At 35.8% G+C, this 20,334-nt stretch carries 12 protein-coding genes; 7 read left to right on the top strand and 5 right to left on the bottom strand.

The window, feature by feature from the left end; all coding sequences use genetic code 11:
• The first annotated feature begins 457 nt into the window (after window positions 1–457).
• The 4 genes from CF599_RS18080 to CF599_RS18065 are packed head-to-tail and all read left to right on the top strand — an operon-like array spanning window position 458 to window position 8,878.
• Entirely contained in the window at window positions 458–3,481 is a 3,024-nt protein-coding gene (locus tag CF599_RS18080) for a SusC/RagA family TonB-linked outer membrane protein (protein ID WP_121967348.1), read from the top strand.
• Window positions 3,481–4,857, top strand: coding sequence for a RagB/SusD family nutrient uptake outer membrane protein (locus CF599_RS18075; RefSeq protein ID WP_121967347.1), 1,377 nt, complete (start codon window positions 3,481–3,483; stop codon window positions 4,855–4,857). Before CF599_RS18080 ends, CF599_RS18075 begins: the two co-directional genes overlap by 1 nt.
• A 14-nt stretch (window positions 4,858–4,871) precedes the next feature.
• Window positions 4,872–6,071 (top strand): DUF4929 family protein, encoded by a 1,200-nt coding sequence (locus tag CF599_RS18070; protein ID WP_121967346.1) that lies wholly within the window; start codon window positions 4,872–4,874, stop codon window positions 6,069–6,071.
• Window positions 6,071–8,878, top strand: coding sequence for a pitrilysin family protein (locus CF599_RS18065; protein WP_121967345.1), 2,808 nt, complete (start codon window positions 6,071–6,073; stop codon window positions 8,876–8,878). Before CF599_RS18070 ends, CF599_RS18065 begins: the two co-directional genes overlap by 1 nt.
• Window positions 8,879–9,065: 187 nt before the next feature.
• Here CF599_RS18065 and CF599_RS18060 read toward each other — a convergent pair whose 3' ends face one another.
• From CF599_RS18060 to CF599_RS18040, 5 genes are all read right to left on the bottom strand, one after another.
• The gene (locus CF599_RS18060; RefSeq protein WP_121967349.1) at window positions 9,066–11,033 is read right to left on the bottom strand and encodes a DUF3857 domain-containing protein; all 1,968 of its coding nucleotides are present in this window, start codon (window positions 11,031–11,033) and stop codon (window positions 9,066–9,068) included.
• Window positions 11,034–11,318: 285 nt separating this feature from the next.
• The gene (locus CF599_RS18055) at window positions 11,319–13,298 is read right to left on the bottom strand and encodes a DUF3857 domain-containing protein (RefSeq protein ID WP_121967344.1); all 1,980 of its coding nucleotides are present in this window, start codon (window positions 13,296–13,298) and stop codon (window positions 11,319–11,321) included.
• A gap of 4 nt (window positions 13,299–13,302) precedes the next feature.
• Window positions 13,303–15,198, bottom strand: a complete 1,896-nt coding sequence (locus tag CF599_RS18050) for a DUF3857 domain-containing protein (protein WP_121967343.1) — start codon at window positions 15,196–15,198, stop codon at window positions 13,303–13,305.
• A gap of 98 nt (window positions 15,199–15,296) precedes the next feature.
• On the bottom strand, window positions 15,297–16,262 hold the full coding sequence (gene rsgA / locus CF599_RS18045; RefSeq protein WP_121967342.1) for a ribosome small subunit-dependent GTPase A: 966 nt from the start codon (window positions 16,260–16,262) through the stop codon (window positions 15,297–15,299).
• Between the two features lie 158 nt (window positions 16,263–16,420).
• A complete protein-coding gene (locus tag CF599_RS18040; RefSeq protein ID WP_121967341.1) occupies window positions 16,421–17,503 on the bottom strand; it encodes a chorismate mutase in 1,083 nt (360 codons plus the stop codon).
• A 182-nt stretch (window positions 17,504–17,685) separates the two neighbouring features.
• On the opposite strand from CF599_RS18040, the gene CF599_RS18035 reads away from it, so the two are divergent.
• From CF599_RS18035 to gldA, 3 genes are all read left to right on the top strand, one after another.
• A complete protein-coding gene (locus CF599_RS18035; protein ID WP_121967340.1) occupies window positions 17,686–18,528 on the top strand; it encodes a sulfite exporter TauE/SafE family protein in 843 nt (280 codons plus the stop codon).
• A gap of 4 nt (window positions 18,529–18,532) precedes the next feature.
• Window positions 18,533–18,922 (top strand): DUF1634 domain-containing protein, encoded by a 390-nt coding sequence (locus CF599_RS18030; RefSeq protein ID WP_121967339.1) that lies wholly within the window; start codon window positions 18,533–18,535, stop codon window positions 18,920–18,922.
• Between the two features lie 110 nt (window positions 18,923–19,032).
• Window positions 19,033–19,929, top strand: coding sequence for a gliding motility-associated ABC transporter ATP-binding subunit GldA (gldA, locus tag CF599_RS18025; RefSeq protein WP_121967338.1), 897 nt, complete (start codon window positions 19,033–19,035; stop codon window positions 19,927–19,929).
• The last annotated feature ends 405 nt before the right edge of the window (window positions 19,930–20,334 follow it).

The raw sequence follows: 20,334 nt of genomic DNA, 5'->3' as shown, positions 1-20,334 counted from the left end.
CCTTCACTATCTTTTTAATGAATTCTTGATGATAATGCTGTTTTACTTTTTTTTCTCCTATTGACTTTTCCATCTCTTATTGGTATTTAAAACTGTACAGTTTTTTCAGGACGGGTCAGCACAAAAAACACCACTTTATAATACCTCCCAATATGCTAAATAAGCAGTCGCTTTTTCCTTCATTTGCACTCCTATATCAAACCAATAAAAACACAAATCCTCAAACATCAACCTTCAAAAAACAAAATAAACCAATACAATTCATTCTTCTCTAAAAGATAAATAGACTCTCAAAACCACAAAAAAACAAACCAATAAAGAAACTTACCAACATCACAATACGTCAATATATAAACCATATCTAATCTAAATAAATACACTTTATCCTTTGATAAGACAAAAAACTCGCTATTTTTGTGCTTTAATTTAGAATTGGTCTTAATTACAAAACGCTACTATGTTACTTTCTTCCAAACAGATTTTCACTATTACACTCGTGATAAGTCTATTATGTGCCTTCAACACTTATGCTCAAAACCCTGTTTATACAGGTAAGATATTAGATCTAGAAACTAAAAGACCTCTAGATACGGCTGTGATTACAGTATTAGCTTCTGGTGACACCTACTTCTCTAATGACAAAGGTGTATTCGAGATGCCTGAACTATACCACTCTTCAGTCATCATTAGCCATTACGGATACGAAAATCTAGAGACTAAACTGACTAAGGGTAACCAAACGATATACTTACTCCCTACTATAAAACAGCTAGACGAAGTCCTTATTCGCAAGTCAAATAATATTAACGATATCGATATTCGTAACAGTACAGGGTCAGTCATCACAGTAGATATGGCACAGCTAAGTCAGCGTTCTGAGTTAGATATGGCGAAGTTACTACAGGGGCAGGTACCCGGACTGACAGTGAACTACTCTGGCGAATTAGGTCAAAAACCTGAGATACGCCTCAGAGGTAACTCTTCGTTTAACTATAAAGGATCGGCTAATAGTCCGTTATTTGTGATGGATGGGATTATCATTAGCACAGAGACGTTTATGACGCTTAACCCGAATGACTTCTCTACTATTAAAGTACTTAAAGACGCTCCTGCCACTGCCCTTTATGGTATCAAGGCGGCTAACGGAGTGATAGAGTTGACTTCTAAAAAGGGATTTGATGGTAAACCAGTCTTTAGCTTTTCGATGAAGCAAGGGGTGACCTTACGAGGTGAACGCCCTGCTAAGATGATGGGGACGCACGAGAAACTAGCCTTCGAAGAACGCATAGAGAATCCAGCTTCTCCAGGTTATCTAAACTCAGCTAAGTACATAAATAGAGCCTTCGCTAACAGCCCTAACCTAGAACTAGAACTTGCTAGAGGTGCGAGAACACTTGATTCTCTAAAGCAGATAAACACAGATTGGTTTAAAGAACTAATTAAGCCGAATACCTTCCAGTCTTATAACCTTGGGGTACGTGGTGGGACGGATAAAAACACCTACTTCTACTCAGTTAATTATAGCAAACAAGGTGGGCGCATACCTGGTAACGACATTAATCAACTTACTGCCCGTGCTAACCTAGACTATAAACTAGCGCATAACTTCGCGTTGTCATTTAATAATAGTTTCGGACTCTCTACTACTAATACGGAGAACGGGATGAAGAACGACCCGACTTCATTGGCTTTCTCTTTGAATCCTTATGAAACGAAGAATTCTACTAAACTATTCTCTCAAGAAAAGAACTTAGCTTATAAAGACCTCATCAACCAATACAAAGAAAAAACAACGACTAAACGCTTTAGTACAGCCTTGATTATGCATTGGGACATCTTGCCAGAGTTAAATATCTCAGGAGTTGTGGGGGGTGATTACAGCTTAGCTGAGAAGAATAAACGCATCTTATCTACTGCCTATAGTCAGAATAGCCTACCTACTAATGCGAAAGGATACATCAGCGAGGGCGATAATAAGACCTTTGACCTATCTTCTAATATAAGAGTTAACTACACTAAGCAGTTCGGGGATCACAGTGTATACGCAGGGATTAATATGGACTACTACCTATCACAGATTAAAGATGTGACTGCTAGTGGATATGGTATATCTGATGATGTCAATAGCTTATCAGGAGTTAATAACGGGCTTACGGGAGATTATGCCCCTAAAGCTAGTGGTAACAAGCTGAAGAATGCACAGCTAGGATTTGGTACAGCATTAGGCTATAGTTACCGAGATACGTATGACCTATACGGTAGTTTTAAGCGAGATGGTTCTTCTCTATTGCCTAGTAATAAACGATGGAATGACGCTTGGTCTACAGGTATCGGATGGTCAGTGAGTCAGTATGATTTCTTTAAGAAGCAAGGGCTGTTAACTTCCCTAAAATTTAAAGGGTCGATAGGCTACACAGCTAGTATGGAAGGCATCACACCTAGTGCCATTAATACTACTTATTCTAACAATAACTCATTTTATGGGGAATATAGACTGTTACAGTTACTAGCTCTTCCTAATAAGGATCTAAAACCTCAGCAGACGTATACGACTAATCTTAGTATGAACTTAGGCTTCGTAGGTAGATTTAATTTATTAGTAAATCTATATAAGAATACCACTAAAGAGGCGATAATGGCAAGTCCTATCGCTACGAGTAACGGGTTTAGACTAGTGACTAAGAACATCGGCGAGCTAGAGAACAAGGGGATAGAGTTTATGCTAAGTGGAGATATCATCCGTCTTAGTGACTTTAGATGGAACACGAGCGCCTCTATCTCTCATAATAAAAACGTGGTGAGTAAGCTCTATGGTACTGACCGTATCTATGAGTCTGAACAATCTATTATCCCTACTTATGAAGTCGGGAAGTCACTAGGGATAATCTATGGTATGGAGGATAACGGGATACATCCTATCACAGGACTACCAGAATACTTAGACAGAGATAATAAGGTAATCTCTTATAATGACCCACTTACTGCACACTACTTTAGAAACTATGGCAATACCATAGCACCATATAACGGATTCTTTAATAACTATCTATCATATAAGAATTGGTCACTGGCAGTGAATGTAAACTATGCTTTCGGAGGTAAGGCTGTACAGAGTGGTACGTATGTCAGAGATTTGTCTACATCTAATATGAATGCACTAGCAGGTCAGTTAGATAATATGTGGTTTGAGGTCGGAGATGAGAACAAGACGTATCCGATGAAGGATATGCCTTCTAATGTTTTTTATTTATATAGTCAACCAAGCTCTAGAAAGATATATAAGACAGACTATATCAAGCTTAACTATATCCAACTAGGTTACAGCATTACCCAGAGCGGTTTTATAAACAGATACTTTAAATCACTGCAGGTAAATATACAAGCAGATAACATATACACATTCAGATTTGAGAAGGACAAGGGAGGTCTTAAGGATGTGATACAGCCTATACTTACTTTTTCACTTAACGCTACATTCTAATGATACGACACATACTCACAGCACTAACTTGCTTATCACTTACTGCCTGCTCACTTGATATCAAGAACGAACAGGAGATATCAGGGGATGATATAATTAATACTACTCAGAAGGCTACCTCTATACTAGCACAGGCATATCGAGATTTGCCTTATGCGCCAGAGACATTGACTATGCTTAGCGAGGATTTACAGCCTACTTATCTCATCGAGTATAACAGTGATACGAAGAAGTACTATGCGTGGGATGAGCGTACGCTGCGCACATCTACTTCTTCAGTGTGGGATAGCTACTACAGTGCTATTACCCACCTCAACGCTATTCTCAATACAGAGCAAAACATAAAAGATAAAGGGGCAGAATGGTACTATATTAAGGGGAATGCACTTGCCTTAAAAGCGCAGATATACTTTGATTTATTACAACTTTATAGCCCTCGTTACTCACCTGAAAACTTAGGTGTAGTCAGAAAAGACATCGTCAAACTAGAGAACAATAAACGATTAACACAAGGAGAATCTATCCAATATATTCAAACTATGTTAACAGAGGGTATTAAGCTGATGACTGGCTATAACAGTGCTAAGGTATATTTTATCACACTAGCATCGGCACAACAGTTAGAGGCTAAGATAGCATTATACGTTAGAGATTACCCTAAGGCAGAACAGCTAGCGCAGACATTAGTGAGCCTATCTCCTACTCTACCGAATACACCTGAGTCTTATAGAGCGTTATGGAAGTACACAGATAACACTCCTTCACAGCAGATCTATTGGGTATATGACTATAGAGGTAATCCAAACTATTATTTAGAAACAGGTAAAACAGGAGATATTATGCAAGTTAACTACCTTAATGAGTTTAAGTCAACTGATATGAGATATACTGTATCCCAATATAAATACGAAATGAAGGGAGAAGGAGCTACTACTAGTGCTAGGTCATTATTAGGAAAATACAAGATGAACTTCAATGATAAAGAAGAGCGTAGAATAGTATTGTCTAGAAATACAGAGTCGCACTTCATACTCTTAGAAAGCCTTATCGAACAACAAAAACTCGACGAAGCCACTGCACTGCTAAACGAGTTCTTAGTCTCTGTGAATAACGAACCAATAGAAAGTGTACACTCACAGCAAGTATTGAGATTACTATTTAGAGCAGAGAAACAAAAAGAGTTTATCGGAGAGCGAATTAACTACTTTGATTTGAAGCGTTGGAATGTAGATATTACCCGATATATCTCAGATTCTAATAAAAAGCTGAGTACAGTAGAAGCAAGCGATTTTCGTTGGACTTGGGCTATACCATATACGGAGATTAAGTATAACCCGAATGTTAAACAAAATGAAGGTTGGCAAAACATTGACTAAAAACTAAATCACTTATGAAACATCGTTTAAAACTATTCTATATCATTCCTTTGTTAATACTAGTTGTATTCTTACTAGCTAGCTGCTCTAAAGAGGATAATGACCTTAAGGGGTATGTAGGCGAGAATAAGATAGTCTTATTAGCTAATACGACTATCTATATGCAAGACAACAGTACTGATGAGTTACTAGTCAATGTCTATTTAGTAAATAGCGTAACAGAAACAGTGACACTAGACTTTGCGTTAGAGAACAATATAGTTGATCAACAAGCATTAACGGTATTAGAGCAATCCACTATCACCTTTAAACCGGGTGAAAAGAAAGGACAGCTTAAAATCAAGAGTAAATCAAGAGGTGTGTTAGACAAGGAACACACGATAAACATTAATCTAGTCAAAAACACGAGTTCACTTCCATTAGATAAGACATTCACGATTAATCTTATTCCTATCAGACGAGCAGAGGCATTGACAGATCATCAGATAGAGTTATTAGATGGCTATAAGCGCCGTGGTCTAGATCTATATCCCCTGATGGGTGATATACCTGTGGTGGCTAATGTGAAGTTTCCTGGAGGAGGTAACCTAGAGACGATGTTTAATGCTAAGGATATAATGCTAAATGGATACACGAGTATCACCCTAAGTGATCTATCTACTGCTGATCGTCCTGTACTTAGGATGGTCTCTAACCCGATGGGAATAGAGAGTTATCTATATGAACTATTTAGAAGTGAGACAGTGGATGATAAAGATTTTTGGACTCAGACACCTAGTGTACAGCAGATAATGGAATTAATAAATCTAAGTCCTACCTCTAAAGAGACCTTCGAAGTGGAGTTAGACGAGATAGCCATAGACCTTAAAACTAGAAAAATAACCTATCTATCTACCTTAAAAGACATCAATAACGATGAATATACTGCTGTGCCATTCACTTATAAATACACTGCGTGGGATAGATTAAAGAAGCTAATAGATGAGCAGAGCCCTTTAGCAGTAGAGAACTATGAGATGGGAGGATCTGTCTATCCAGGGCATTATATTAATAACGGTGACATCACTACAGATGGCTTTACTAAAGATGGGATGGGCTACTGGCGAGAACCAACAGCTATATTATCAGATAATACACTAAAGTTTCAATTTACTATCTCACATACGAATGCAGATGATTATGTACTGTTTAATATCGAATACAAACTAAAATAATGAATCGTACTCAAATATTATATTTCTTTGCTTTGGTACTTTGTCCGCTGTTCACAGTTGGGCAAAGTACTTTTTCTAAACTACCTAAAGCTGATAAGGCTATCTATGGTACTTTAGATAATGGGCTAAACTATATCATACATCCTACATCTCAACAAAAGACTGAATATCGACTAGTCTTAAATGTAGGATCACTACAAGAGCGAAATAACGAGAAAGGCTATGCGCACTTCTTAGAACATATGATCTTTAATGGGAGTACTGACTTTCCTAACCGTCAGGCTGTCGATACACTACAGCGATTAGGTTATCGCTTCGGTAGAGATATTAACGCTTATACTACTTATGAGCGTACCGTATATGAGTTGTCTTTACTAGATGATAAGCAGCTAGACCTAGCGGTAAATATACTTGCCAACTTCTTAGGTAAGGCACATCTAAACCTTGAAGATATCGAGAAAGAGAGAAAGATTGTCATTCAGGAGATTAAAGACTATGGGACTGAGTCAGCTTTTAACCTCAAAAAACTAGAGGGTAGCCAGCAGGCACACAGATTACCTATCTCGACTGAAGAGAACATCATCGGCTTAGATCCGATAAGGCTAAAAGCATTCTATCAGCAGTGGTATTCCCCTTCTCTAGCGACTGTCATCATCACGGGAAATGTAGATCCTACCGCAGCTAAAGAGTATATCAATAAACACTTTAGCACACTTAAAGGCAATGCAAAACTAAATAGAAAACAGAGTGAGCGAAACTTCACTCCTGCGTTTGACAAGGCACTTGAAACTGTAAATAACAAAGAGGCAAATACCAATAAATTAGAAATAATACGCTTCACTGATGCTCCGTTCTTAGCTTCTAAAGAAGAGTTCAAACAACAGATAATAGAACAGCTGTATAAACAATGGCTAAACAAAAAGCTATCTCAAGCGAACAGTCAGGCTAATGCACATAGCACGTGGTATCTACCCTCTATGAATGAAAATGCGATAGAAGTCACTGCAAAGAATAAAGAAGAACTAGCTAAACGCATAAGTCTAGTCGCTTCTGTTCTGAACACAATGACTACAAAAGGCATTCATAAAGAGGAATTAGAGCGATATAAACAGGATATGCTTACACACTCTGTCCCAAGTGAAGATGTAGACGCTACTTATCTAGCGAATGCGTATATAGACGAAGTGGTGGTAAATAGTCATTATATCTCACCTAAAGATAGACATCTGCTACTAACCGAAGTTCTACCTGAGATAACCAAAGATGAGGTGCTAATCAAGCATAACAATACTTGGGCTACTAACAGTGCCAATCTATATTTATTAACAGCTAATGATAGCTTAGGGAATAATACTACAGCGGATGAGTTGAATAGATATTGGGCAGAGGGAGCTACGCAAACTCTAATCTTTAAAAAGAAAAAACAAAAGAAAGAACAACCTAAAGCACGTGGTACTTTTAGTTGGAAAGCGATGCCTTCTATCTCAAATGACCATACAAGTAGTGTCATTAAAGAACAACGTTACACTAGCATCGGAGTGACAGAACTAACCTTATCTAATGGGCTTCGAATCGGTATTAAACCAACTCAAGCTACTGATGAGAACTTCATATTAACTGTCTTTACACGAAATGGCTTAGGACAGATACCTATGAGTCAACGCAAGTATTACCAAGATGCTAGTTACTTTATAGACTCTGCTTGGATAAATGGACTAACTCAAGATGGTTATATGCAGGTGGGATCTGATAGAGAAGTCTCTACTTTAGTAAGTTTATCTAATGAGGCAAGTATAGTAAATACTTCTAGTAGAATAGGCAATGCGAAAGACCTATTCGAATGGACATACCGCAAGATGTATGACTACATAGAACCTACCCAAGATTTTAAGGAGTACATAGCTGAGAATACAGCTAATATAGGTACTGCAAAACAGTCATCAAGTCTATTAAATAATCCCTCTATCCAAATACAACATCAGATAGAAGAATACAAAAAAGGAGCTCCTGTACTATCAGAGGAATTAACAACAACTGAAGATTGGCAACAGCTTAGCTTAGAGAGTTTCTTCTCTCTGTATAATAACGCTTATGCAAACTTAGCTGACAACTATGTATTAATCTCAGGAAACTTCGATATAGAAGATATTAAAGCTAAGGCTATACACTATTTTGGACACTTACAGTCTAAGCAGACTATGGATACATCAATAGATAATAACAACTTTAAATCTCCTGTAAAAGAAATTAAACGAGTTACCCTAAACAGTGTAGATGTAGAGAGAACGGACGCTACTTTAGTTTTTAGAGGAAGTATCAAGCCTACCTTAAAAGAGAGTATCATCGCCCAAATGGCAAGAGAGTTATTTAATAATCACTTCTTACTATTGTCAAGAGAAAAAGAGGGGCTAGTCTATTCTCCTTCTTCAGATGTAGAGGTGAGTATCTACCCCAACCCAAAGACAGCAGTAAGTCTATTCTTCTCAGCATCATTAGAAGATCTAGAAAAATTAGAAGATCTAGCAATAGAGGTAATTAAAACAATCCAATCAAAACCAATCTCAACTGCTGATTTAGAACAAATGAAACTAGCTATCCTAAATAATAAAAAGCTACATCTAACAGAATCTAGTACCTATCAGTGGATAGAGAAACTTAGAGAAGTACAACTGAACTTCAGTTCGCTGTCTGACTTCGATAAGTATGAGGAGATTCTACATAGTATCACTCCTGAAGATGTAAAGAATACAGCGAAGACGATGTTCTCTACAGATAGCTATGCTGTGTTTTTAGTAACTCCTAAATAAGGATATAACCACACTATCAATATTTAAATCATCTTACTAATTGATTTTACTATAATTCTAATTCACAGAAAAGGCTACCTATTTGAGGTAGCCTTTTCTGTATAATATTGATCTTAAAATGACTATTCGTCTTAAAAAAGTGTTATCATCACTGTAAACCGTTAACTGATTACTGTAAACCTTTATCCTATTTCTTCTCTAAGATTACTTGTCCTTTTAGTTGTTCTACTAATTGTTGATAAATTGCTTTGACACTTGCGTAGTCTTTAGCAGGAATAATACCTTTCCCTTTAGCTACAACCAAGGTACACAAGACCTGATTATCTTTAACTTCAAACTTAGTCTGTACTTCTAGTCCTGTATTCACATCTTTAGTCGTAAATGCCTTAGGCAGTTCATCTACTTGATACCCCTCAGGAATAATGATTCCTACTTGGTAGTTATCTACCTGCGGATACCCAAAGTAGATAGGATTCTTTCTTTCCTCTGCTTTAAAAGGATTTTCTAATAGAGGATAAAACTGAAACGGGCTAATAAAGTACTTGTTATTAAACATCATCGCACCATTGTCTTTCGTAAAAGTAAAAGCTACACGCACATCTTTAGCCTTATTTCCATTGTCATATACACGCGTATTCGTTACAGTCATACCGAAGTTTTGACTCTCATACCATTTTCCTAACCTCCACTCACTACCATCATACATTGAACGGAAGTTCAGTGCCTCATAATTATTATAATTCTCTATGATCTGCCCTGATATCGTTCCATTAGGCATAAGGTTTACTTGATGTTTTTTCGTTAACACAGAGGCGTAGTTCGGCATAAGGTTTACCTTCATCACTGTACCATTATCACTAATAATACTTCCCTCTCCATTAAGATCTTCTAGTGCTAACACATTAAAACTCGTATGTGGGCTAGTCGCATCCATTAAGTAGATTTGATTATTAACCTCCACAGCCGTGATTACGTGATTATAGAAGTTGCGTTGCCATACAGGCTTCACACCATTACTACGTGTACTTAATAGCACCGGATTAGCTTTTAAGCCTAAGTTTCTATACATCGCAGTCAATAGTAAGTTGATATCAGCACTATTACCTGTCCCCTTATAATACGTTGGTTTGATACCGTTCTGAATAAAGATACCATACTCATTATTCCACTTTACCCTAGCTTGTACTTCAGTTAACACCTTCGTTAATTGGCCTTCTATAGGAAGAGATTTATACTCTTCTATATTCATTTCTTTCTTTAGGAACTTGTCTTGTTTTAACTCTCTACCAAAACCTCTGTTCTTAATCAAATCTGCATAGAATGCTTTCTCCTCTTGCATTACTTTCTCTACTGGACTATGGCTAAACTGTACTTGCTGTAAGTCAAAGCGCACTGTAGCGATATAGTTACTTGGGTTATCTAGATAAGGCTCTACTTCATAAGCAGAAACTAACTGTGCTGAGAATATCTTCTGAATTACATTTACCTCTGTATTGCCAAAAGCACCATTAAGTCCTCTAAAGTTTACTCGTTTAGTATAGTCCTGTTCTTTTAGTTTTATATCCCCCTTTTGAACAATGCTATACGTAAAGTACTCTGGAACCATGATCATATAAGCCGTTTTCTCTTTCGGTAGATCATTCTGTATATACCACTCCGGTAACTCATCTATATAACTAGTTGTCTTCGTATACGTATACTCTATGATATCACCTGCTTTAGCATTATCATAAGATACCCCCTTCTCACGCCAATTCCCTTTATCAATATCATTCAAAGTCTCTTTTGCTGATTTCTCCTTCACAACTTTACCTCCTATTAATCTATAAATATTAGACACCGTAATGGTCATGTCTTCTTTAGAATAACCTTTAGGTGCATAGGGAATTGCAAATGACAATTGTTCCTTAGCTGAACTGTCATACAGTTTTATTTTTCTACTAACCGTCTCATTTACACGAAAACCGTATTCATAGTCGTATTCAAACTCTACTTGTATTGCTTCATTAAGGACAACTGCTTTTGCTTTAGGAAAAGAGGTATTACTCGGTTCTGCAAGTTCAGTCACTGTTACTTTACCCAAAAAGTCTTGTGCATACACAGCAGTACTAAATAGGATCAATAAGCTAAGTGAGAGGCATAATATTTTATTCATTTGGCTGTTTTTTTCTTGTTCTTGTTTCAAAGGTAAAAATTACCACAATTATACAACATAGCAAATGCAGAAGTTCTAAAAAGATTGCTAATACCTTAAATCTGCAATTACCATTTACTCGAAAGAATTCTACTTTACATAGCTTCAATTAGCTCTGAAACCATACTAATGTATGCTTTAATCGCTAATCTTGCTCTGTTTTGTATAATTCATTCTCGTTTAAACGTTATCTGAAGATTTCAGGTAATAAAAAAACCAAGACTATTCGTCTTGGTTCATTATATATTATTTCTTTTTAAAAATGATTTGATCTTCTAACTTCTCCATCATCTTAATATAAAAACTTTGAACTTTATTATAGTTCTTCTCTTCAATAAAATTACCTCTAGTAAATTGGATTGTACAAATTATGCTATTTGCTTCACGTTGTATTTTATAATCAAAACTTAGATCTACCTCCCCTTCCTGTATAATCAATGCTTCTGGTAAATACTCTACTTCATACCCTTGTGGAACCGCTAATGCAATTTTATAAATATATAAGATAGGATAACCAAAATTAATTGGCAACTTGCGTTCAGTAGCTGTAAATGGATTTGTTTTATAACTAAATAGCGAAGTTGGCTTCACATATAACTCATTCCCTATGATAGTTCCCATATCTTTCTTAGACATACTGAACCTTAATCCCAATGGTGCAGATGGATTATCTTTCTCTTGTACTGAGAGATTAACTACCTCAACATTATCGAAGTCTGCTTCTAACATCTTAATTACGGCTTCATCTCCTTTGCCTTCGATATCTTTTCTAAACCATAATGAAGAGTAGTCTCTATATTGTTCAATACCTCTTCCTATTGCTTTTCCATCAGCACTAATCGATAAAGAATAATTTTCTGTTGTTACAGAATAGAAATCAGGAGTCATCTCTACTTCTTGGAACTTATCTTTATCTTTAATTAATAAACCTTTCCAATTAAGATTAGATGCCCTAATCACATTTAAACTTCCGAACTTCTCTGTGGCGTCTAAGAACATTATCTTACTATCAATCACTACTCCTACAATTACTCTATTATATGACGTTTTTTGAAGAGATATACTTACTCCATTATCAATAGAACTTACTAAGATAGGATAAGCTTCTAATCCTACATATCTAAGCATCGTCAGTAAGGTAAAGTTAACGTCTGCATAGTTACCTGTTTTTTGTTCTAATGCTTTTCTTAAATCATCCGAGTAATATCCTCCCTTCTTATTCCAAGAAATAACATCTTTAGTCTTCGCTAATATTTTCTCTATCTTAGCCTTATTATCTAAGTCTTTATATTCATTTACATCTATTATCTTACTCAATTGCTTATCCATCTTAAATTGCCCTGAAAAGGACGAATTCTCATAAATAGACTTGACCAAATCAGCTTCACTCAGAGAGATACTCTGTGGTTTCTGATTCGGATAACGAATAATAGATAAATCGTGTTTTACTGAAGAGCGGTAATTATCTATATTATTGACATAAGGTTCTGATTTAAGTGCCTTCACATTAGATGCTGTGTATAAATCTGTCGTCTCCACATAATCAAAAAATTGAGCTTGTTGTCCTCTATCATTTGTCAAGTAAAGTTTCTTGTTTTCACTTGTTCTCTTAGTATCAACTTTCATATCTCCTATTAATCTAGAGGTATAAATAAAGTACTCTGGTATTCTTAATTCATAGGTTGCATTATGAACAGGTATACTTCTCTGAAAATCCCAAGATGGTATATAACTAAAGTAATCACTTGTCACCGTAAAACTATATTCTACAATAGACCCTTCTCGAACATCCGGTACGACTACTTTCTTCGTCTTCCAATTCTCACTTGTCTTCTCATCAAACATAGCACTTGACTTCACTTTAGTGCGTTGTATTTTACCATTTACTAAGTTGTATGTACTTACATCATTAATTCGCACAGATTCTGTCACTTTATTACCTACATAATAATCCACCTGAAAGTCTGCCATAGACAACCCTTCTTTCTTATATATTTTTAGTTTACGACTGACTTCTCTGACTAGTTTAAAACCAACATTAGGGATATAATCAAAGTACACACGACCTGACTCATTTAATATAGAAGCTTCTGCCTCTGGATCTATTTTGTCTTCTGTTTGTTGCAACTCTTCTACTGTAACTTTTCCTATAAAGTTCTGAGCTTTGACATCATAACCATAGACATATACTATACAGCATATAATAATTTGTAATACTTTTCTCATCCGTTTATTGATTTAATTTCAACACTATTTTTGCTTGATCATACTTAATAATATCTTCTCTATATTGCTTAAATGAGGTATAATCCTCTATTGTATACAATCCACCATTAACAGTGTGATGTCTTGTATAATAAATCTTCTGATCTTTTGATTCATACGTCGTTTTATACTCCCCATACTTAGTTACTAAACTTACATTCTCAGGTAAGTTATCAACTGAATAGCCATCCGGTACAATGACTTCAATAGTATCTATATCTTTCCAAGAAGAACTGATATATAGTGGTTGCTTTCTATTCTTACTGCTCGTTAAAGTAATATTACTTGCATTCCAAGCATTTAGACTAAATACTAGTCTATTACCGAGCTTAGTAGCATATTTAGGCGCTATAAAAGAGACCTTTTCCTCTAATGAAACCTCTTTATTATCTATAGCTATATTTAACGTGTTAAATTGATTAATATTAAACGTTGAAAACATGCGCTTATAATATTTCTCTTTATCAGTAGAGTTCGCATAAAATAGATGTGATCTATTATCAAACTGAGTTCCCTTAGAGATAATATCAATCGTAGCTTCTATATCTCCATTAGGCTTAAGCAAATAAGAATTATGGCTGACCTGAGTACTTTCTTCTGCACTGTAAGTCTTTGTACTTACTAATTCGCTGCCGTGTTCTTTTACTACCAAAACTTTTCGATTATCAGTAAATCCACCGATAAATCCAAAAGGCTCTTGATTATTAGTACACTCTACCCATTGATATCCTCCTTGTTGTAAGGGTATTGCTATAATCATATGATTTCCTTGAAGACAGACGGACTCTTCTCTAATATCTACAGGAGTAGACGAACCATGAACTACCACAGGGTAACTCTCTACTCCGACAGCTTTTAGCAGCGCTCGATAATAGTTACTAAGTCCTTTACAGTCCCCATAGTTTAGTCGATTTACATCACTTGCAAGCATAGGTTTCCATCCGCCTACTCCTAATTGCACACTAATATATCGCGTATGACTCTGCATATACTCATATAATATCTTAGCCTTAGCGATATCATCTGTTATGCCACTTGTAAGTTCTTTTGCTTTATTAACTACTGCTGCATTTAAAGTTTCTGTTCCTTTTACAAAGTTGCTATAATACCACGATCCTAATTGCTCCCAATTAGTAAAATCTCCCTTTATACCTTCTAGAGAAACTTTATCTAGCGTAGTGATCACAGTAGGCAAAAGGCTCTTTGCATTAGGAGTATAGCTCTCATTAGTAACAGCCTTAAAGTCTTTAACGCTATAGATTACTTTACTGCCCTGTACTGTCTTGTCTACTTTAGTAAAATTAGGATTATATAATACTGGTGTACTGTTTATTCCACTCGTATTCTCGATAGTAAACGTAGATGATAAGATAGATTGTGAATGATACAGAATAGGTTGCCACTTTGGTAAAAAGGCAGTATTACGAGACTCTATCTCGCTTTCGTATATAAAAACAACAGGATACTGTACTGGTCTAAATTCAAATGCTAGAACACGACTATCGGTAATAGACATTCCTTGGCTTAGCGAATAATCTTTAAAGTCTTTTTGTTTAAATACTTTGATTAGCTTCCCTTGGGCATCTAGTTGTGTAACTTGCATTTGTTTAATCTTAGTGCTTTTATCGTATACTTCGATAAAATCTAAATGTCCTAAACCATTATCAGAAAATACAGTGATTACCTTTCTTGTTTTATTAATATACTTGTCTACAGCTATAATCTGCACATCGATACGCTCTTCATTTATCACAGAAGTAGCGCCTTCTTTAAAATCCTCTTTGATTAGAGAAACTTGATAGTTCTCTTGTGAAAAGGCTGAAAACCACAAGAATAAACATATAAATAGGGACTTATTCATAACAATAATTCGTTAGTAATTTGAATCCACTAATTTAAGTTAAAAAAAACTTAATAAAAATACAAAATAGAAACATTATGAGCATAAAAAAACCAAGACTATTCGTCTTGGTTCTTTCCGTCTTTATATATATCTGTTCGGTAGTGTTCTTCGTCTCCGTCTAATATCTGTATATAGCTTTTATATCTAGACCACGCTAACTCATCTCTATCTAAAGCGTCCTTCACAGCACAGTGAGGTTCTTCTCGATGCAGACAGTTGTTAAACTTACACTGATCCTTTAATGCAAAAAACTCTGGGAAGTAATCTCCCACTTCTGTTGGTGCCATATCTACTACACCAAATCCTCTAACTCCTGGTGTGTCAATAATCTGTGCATCAAAAGACAAGTCGTACATCTCCGCAAAAGTAGTCGTATGCTGTCCCTGCTGATGTTGTTCTGATATCTGAGCAGTCTTTAAGTGTAGTCCCGGTTCGATAGCGTTGATAAGTGTAGACTTACCTACTCCTGAGTGACCTGTGAATGTAGATACTTTACCTGTCATACGCTCTTTAATAGCATCTAACCCTTTACCTGTGACAGCAGATACTCTAAGACACTCATACCCTATCTGATTATAGATGTACTGCATATACAGCTGTTCATCTAATGCATCTTCTGAGTAAGTGTCTATTTTATTAAATACTAATACTGTCGTAATCCCGTATGCTTCAGCAGTAACTAAGAAACGATCTATAAAGCTCGTCGTAGTAACAGGATTGTTTATCGTTACTATTAAAAATAAGGTATCAATATTAGAAGCAAGAATATGTACTTGCTTAGATAAGTTTACAGACTTGCGGACAATATAGTTTTTACGAGGTACTATCTCGTTAATAACACCCGTAGTAACATCATTTGTAGTCTCTAGTTCAAAGCGAACGTGATCACCTACAGCAAGTGGATTAGTACTTTTAATACCTTTTAATCTAAACTTACCTTTGATTCGACAGTCATAAAACACACCGTCTTCACCTTTCACTGAGTACCAACTACCTGTTGATTTGTAAACTATTCCATTCATACGACAAATATACTTCAAAATATATGTACCTAAAAAAGGAATGAATACAATTCTTTGTTTTAATGAGGGAATGGGAGAACTGTTAACTGTTAACCATACACTGTAAACAAAAAAAGCTCCTACCGCAGTAGAAGCTTTCTTATAATTAATTATATCAATTATTCTTTATTGATAATCTTATCTTGTCTATAGATACTCTCTTGGTGAATAGCTGTATAGATAGCTGTGATAAACTCTTCAGTAAATCCGATGTGTTTACCTTCCTCTTGCATTTTCTCAAGAATCTTAGTCCAACGGTCTTGTTGGAATACAGCAACGTTCTTATCTCTTTTCAACTTACCAATTGCATCTGAAATCAACATACGCTTTCTTAACAAGTCTAATAGTTTGCTGTCCATATCATCTATTTGGATACGGTGAGCTTGTATTTGTTGTAAGAACTCTTCCGTCTCATCAGTTACATTTCTCACTCTAAGTTTAGAGATAATATCACTTAATTGCTCAGGTGTTACTTGCTGTGCAGCATCACTCCATGCATTATCAGGATCACAGTGTGTCTCTATCATTAATCCTTCATAGTTAAGGTCTAATGCCTGCTGAGATACACCTAGTATCTTATCTCTATTCCCTGTGATATGTGATGGATCACAGAAGATAGGAATATTCGGTAAGTGTAATTTTAAATCAATCGGTATTTGCCACTCAGGGATATTGCGATACTTTGTTTTCTCATAAGTACTAAAGCCTCTGTGAATAACTCCTAATTTAGTAATACCTGCTTCTGCAAGTCTCTCTACTCCACCCATCCATAAAGATAAGTCCGGATTCACTGGATTCTTTAACAAAACAACTTTATCTGTACCTCTAAGTGCATCTGCAATTTCTTGAATAGCAAAAGGATTAACGGCAGTACGCGCCCCAATCCATAAGATGTCAATATCATGCTCTAAGCATAATCGTACATGTTCTGCGGTTGCAACTTCAGTAGCGATTAACATTCCTGTTTCCGCTTTAACTTGTTGTAACCATTTCAATCCAATGGCACCTACTCCTTCGAATCCACCTGGACGAGTACGAGGCTTCCAAATCCCTGCGCGATAGACCTTAACTTCTTTTGGCAGTGACTTAGCGATTCTCATTACTTGCTCTGGCGTTTCCGCACTACAAGGCCCTGCAATTATAGCAGGATTTTGTCCTTGAAATAAAGACAACCAATCCTTGTTAATGTTTAGTTTTTCCATTGGTTAATTATTAATTTGTATTTACATATAATTACGTTTTTACGACATCAGTCCTACTGCGGACTAAATCTGTCAAAACAAGAATATAAATATATTATTTTTAATCATAAAATTGACCATCTACAAGTTATTTATTCAATAAATAATTACTTTTAACCACTTAAGAACAAAATAATATAAAAATGACATTATTAACTTTCACGCTGATCATGTTTTTAGGAGCATTTGCAGCAGGCTTTGTAGGTTCATTATCAGGACTAGGAGGCGGTATAATCATCATTCCTTTGTTATCTGTATTCTTAGGTGTAGATATGCATTATGCTATCGGTACTGCCTTAGTTGCTGTAATCGCTACCTCATCAGGATCAGCTGCAGCTTATGTAAAAGAGGGAATAACCAATATGCGCTTAGGTATGTTTCTAGAAATAGCTACTACTGCAGGTGCAGTAATAGGTGCTATTATTTCTACAAATGCTAATACTTCTGTATTGGCAGTTATCTTTGGATTAACCTTAACTTTTTCATCTATTAACTCACTTCGCAAAAAAGAAGATCACTTAGTTACTCCTGAAGAATCAAGTACGCTAGCCAAAAAACTAAAACTTGTAAGTACTTATCCAACTCCTCAAGGAGAAACTGTAAAATACGGAATGACTAATGTCATCGGAGGTTTTAGTATGATGGGACTAGCAGGGATGATGTCTGGGCTATTAGGTATAGGATCAGGAGCTTTTAAAGTTATTGCTATGGATTCTATTATGAAGATTCCTTTTAAAGTATCTACGACTACAAGTAACTTTATGATGGGAGTAACGGCTATCGCAAGTTCGGTTATCTATATTCAAAAGGGATATATAGAGCCTTCTATCTGTATGCCTGTTATCGTAGGTGTATTAGTAGGTGCTATGGTAGGTGCTAAAGTTCTTCTAAAAGCAAATCCAAAAAAACTTAAGGTATTCTTCGCTTTTCTAATCTTAGCTTTAGCGATTAATATGATTTATAACGGTGTAATGGGTAATATTTAAGAGTATGGAGACAACTAAATTTACAGATAAAGACTTACAATCCATCATTGGTAATGTACTGAGATATGGAGTATGGACAGCACTTAGCGTAGCAGGTATAGGAGGTATTATACTATTCTCTACTCACGCCAATGATGAAGTGCACTTCACTAACTTTATAGAGAAAGATGACAATATCCTCACAGTGATAAAAAACATCTTCGCAGGTGTTGGTCAAGGTAATGGAGAGTCTATCATATTCTTGGGAATACTACTATTATTCTTAACTCCTGTACTTCGTATATTTTTATCATTACTCTCTTTTTTCTTAGAGAAAGATTGGCTGTATGTATTCATTACACTAATCGTAATAAGTATTATTGTATTCAGTGTATCTTTTGGGTATTCACATTAAACAATATTGTTAGAGGAGAACCGTTAATCTATTACCTAAAAACAGCTACTTTTGTTATTCCTAAACCAACTAGTAATTGCGTTAGGCAAACTATCACTTAAATTAGAACAATGTCACTACAGGTCAAAAATATCAGTAAGTTCTATGGCGAACAAAAAGCCTTAGACAGTATTAGCTTCTCTATCCCTAAAGGGCAAATAGCCGGTTTCTTAGGTCCTAATGGGGCGGGTAAATCTACGCTAATGAAGATACTGACTACCTATATCCACAGTGATGAAGGGCAGGCTTATGTCAATGACTTTAATGTAGAGACAGAACAACGCAATGTACAGCGCTCAATAGGTTATCTACCTGAGCACAATCCGTTATATCTAGAAATGTATGTAAGAGAATATCTACAGTTTAACGCTGATATATATAAAGTAGCTAAAAGTAGAATAGACGAAGTAATCAACCTTACAGGGCTAACCCCTGAAGCACATAAACGTATAGGTGAACTATCTAAAGGATACAGACAACGTGTAGGGCTAGCTACTGCTTTACTACACGATCCTGAAGTATTAATCTTAGATGAACCAACGACTGGTCTTGACCCGAATCAGTTAGTAGAAATCAGAGAACTTATCAAAAATATTGGTAAAGACAAGACCGTTTTTCTATCTACGCATATTATGCAAGAAGTAGAGGCTATCTGTGACCGTGTGATTATCATCAAACAAGGGCAGATAGTAGCAGACCAAATGCTGTCAAGTATGTTAGAGAATCAAAATGAACAAGTAATAGCAGTGGAGTTTGACTTTAAAATAGAGATACAGTTCATCGATAGAATAGCTAATCTTATTCGCGCTAATCATATTCACGATACACAGTGGGAACTAATCTTCCCAATCGATAAGGATTACAGACCTACAGTGTATGACTTCGCTCAAGAGAATGGTCTAAAGACATTATCTATGCAGGTCAAAAACAAGAACCTCGAAAGTCTCTTTAGAGAGATCACACAATAAACCAAAGCACCTCAATAAGAGGTGCTTTTTTTATATCTATTTAACTAGAATAAGCTATATCTCAAACAAAAAATTAAGGATTAATTAAAAATTAAAACAAGTGTACAGTTAGAACTAGGATTATAAACAATAACTGTACAGTTATGGTAGGACGAGACACACGTTCATATCTATGATAGGATAATGATGGCAGTTTGATGGCATAATGGTCGCATCAAAAAGGGCTAAAACTATGCGACCATTATGCGATCACTATGCGACCATTATGCGACCACTCCAATTTCATTGTGTCTCGTCCTAATATAGCTGTACAGTTATTGTTTATAATCCTACTTTTAACTGTACACTTGTTTTTATAATCCTAAGATAACTATACAAGTACTTCTTGTTTGTTTTTATTGGTAT

This window comes from Myroides sp. N17-2 (assembly GCF_002286775.1).
Classification (GTDB): domain Bacteria; phylum Bacteroidota; class Bacteroidia; order Flavobacteriales; family Flavobacteriaceae; genus Flavobacterium.
This window is presented reverse-complemented; position numbering and strand designations above follow the sequence as displayed.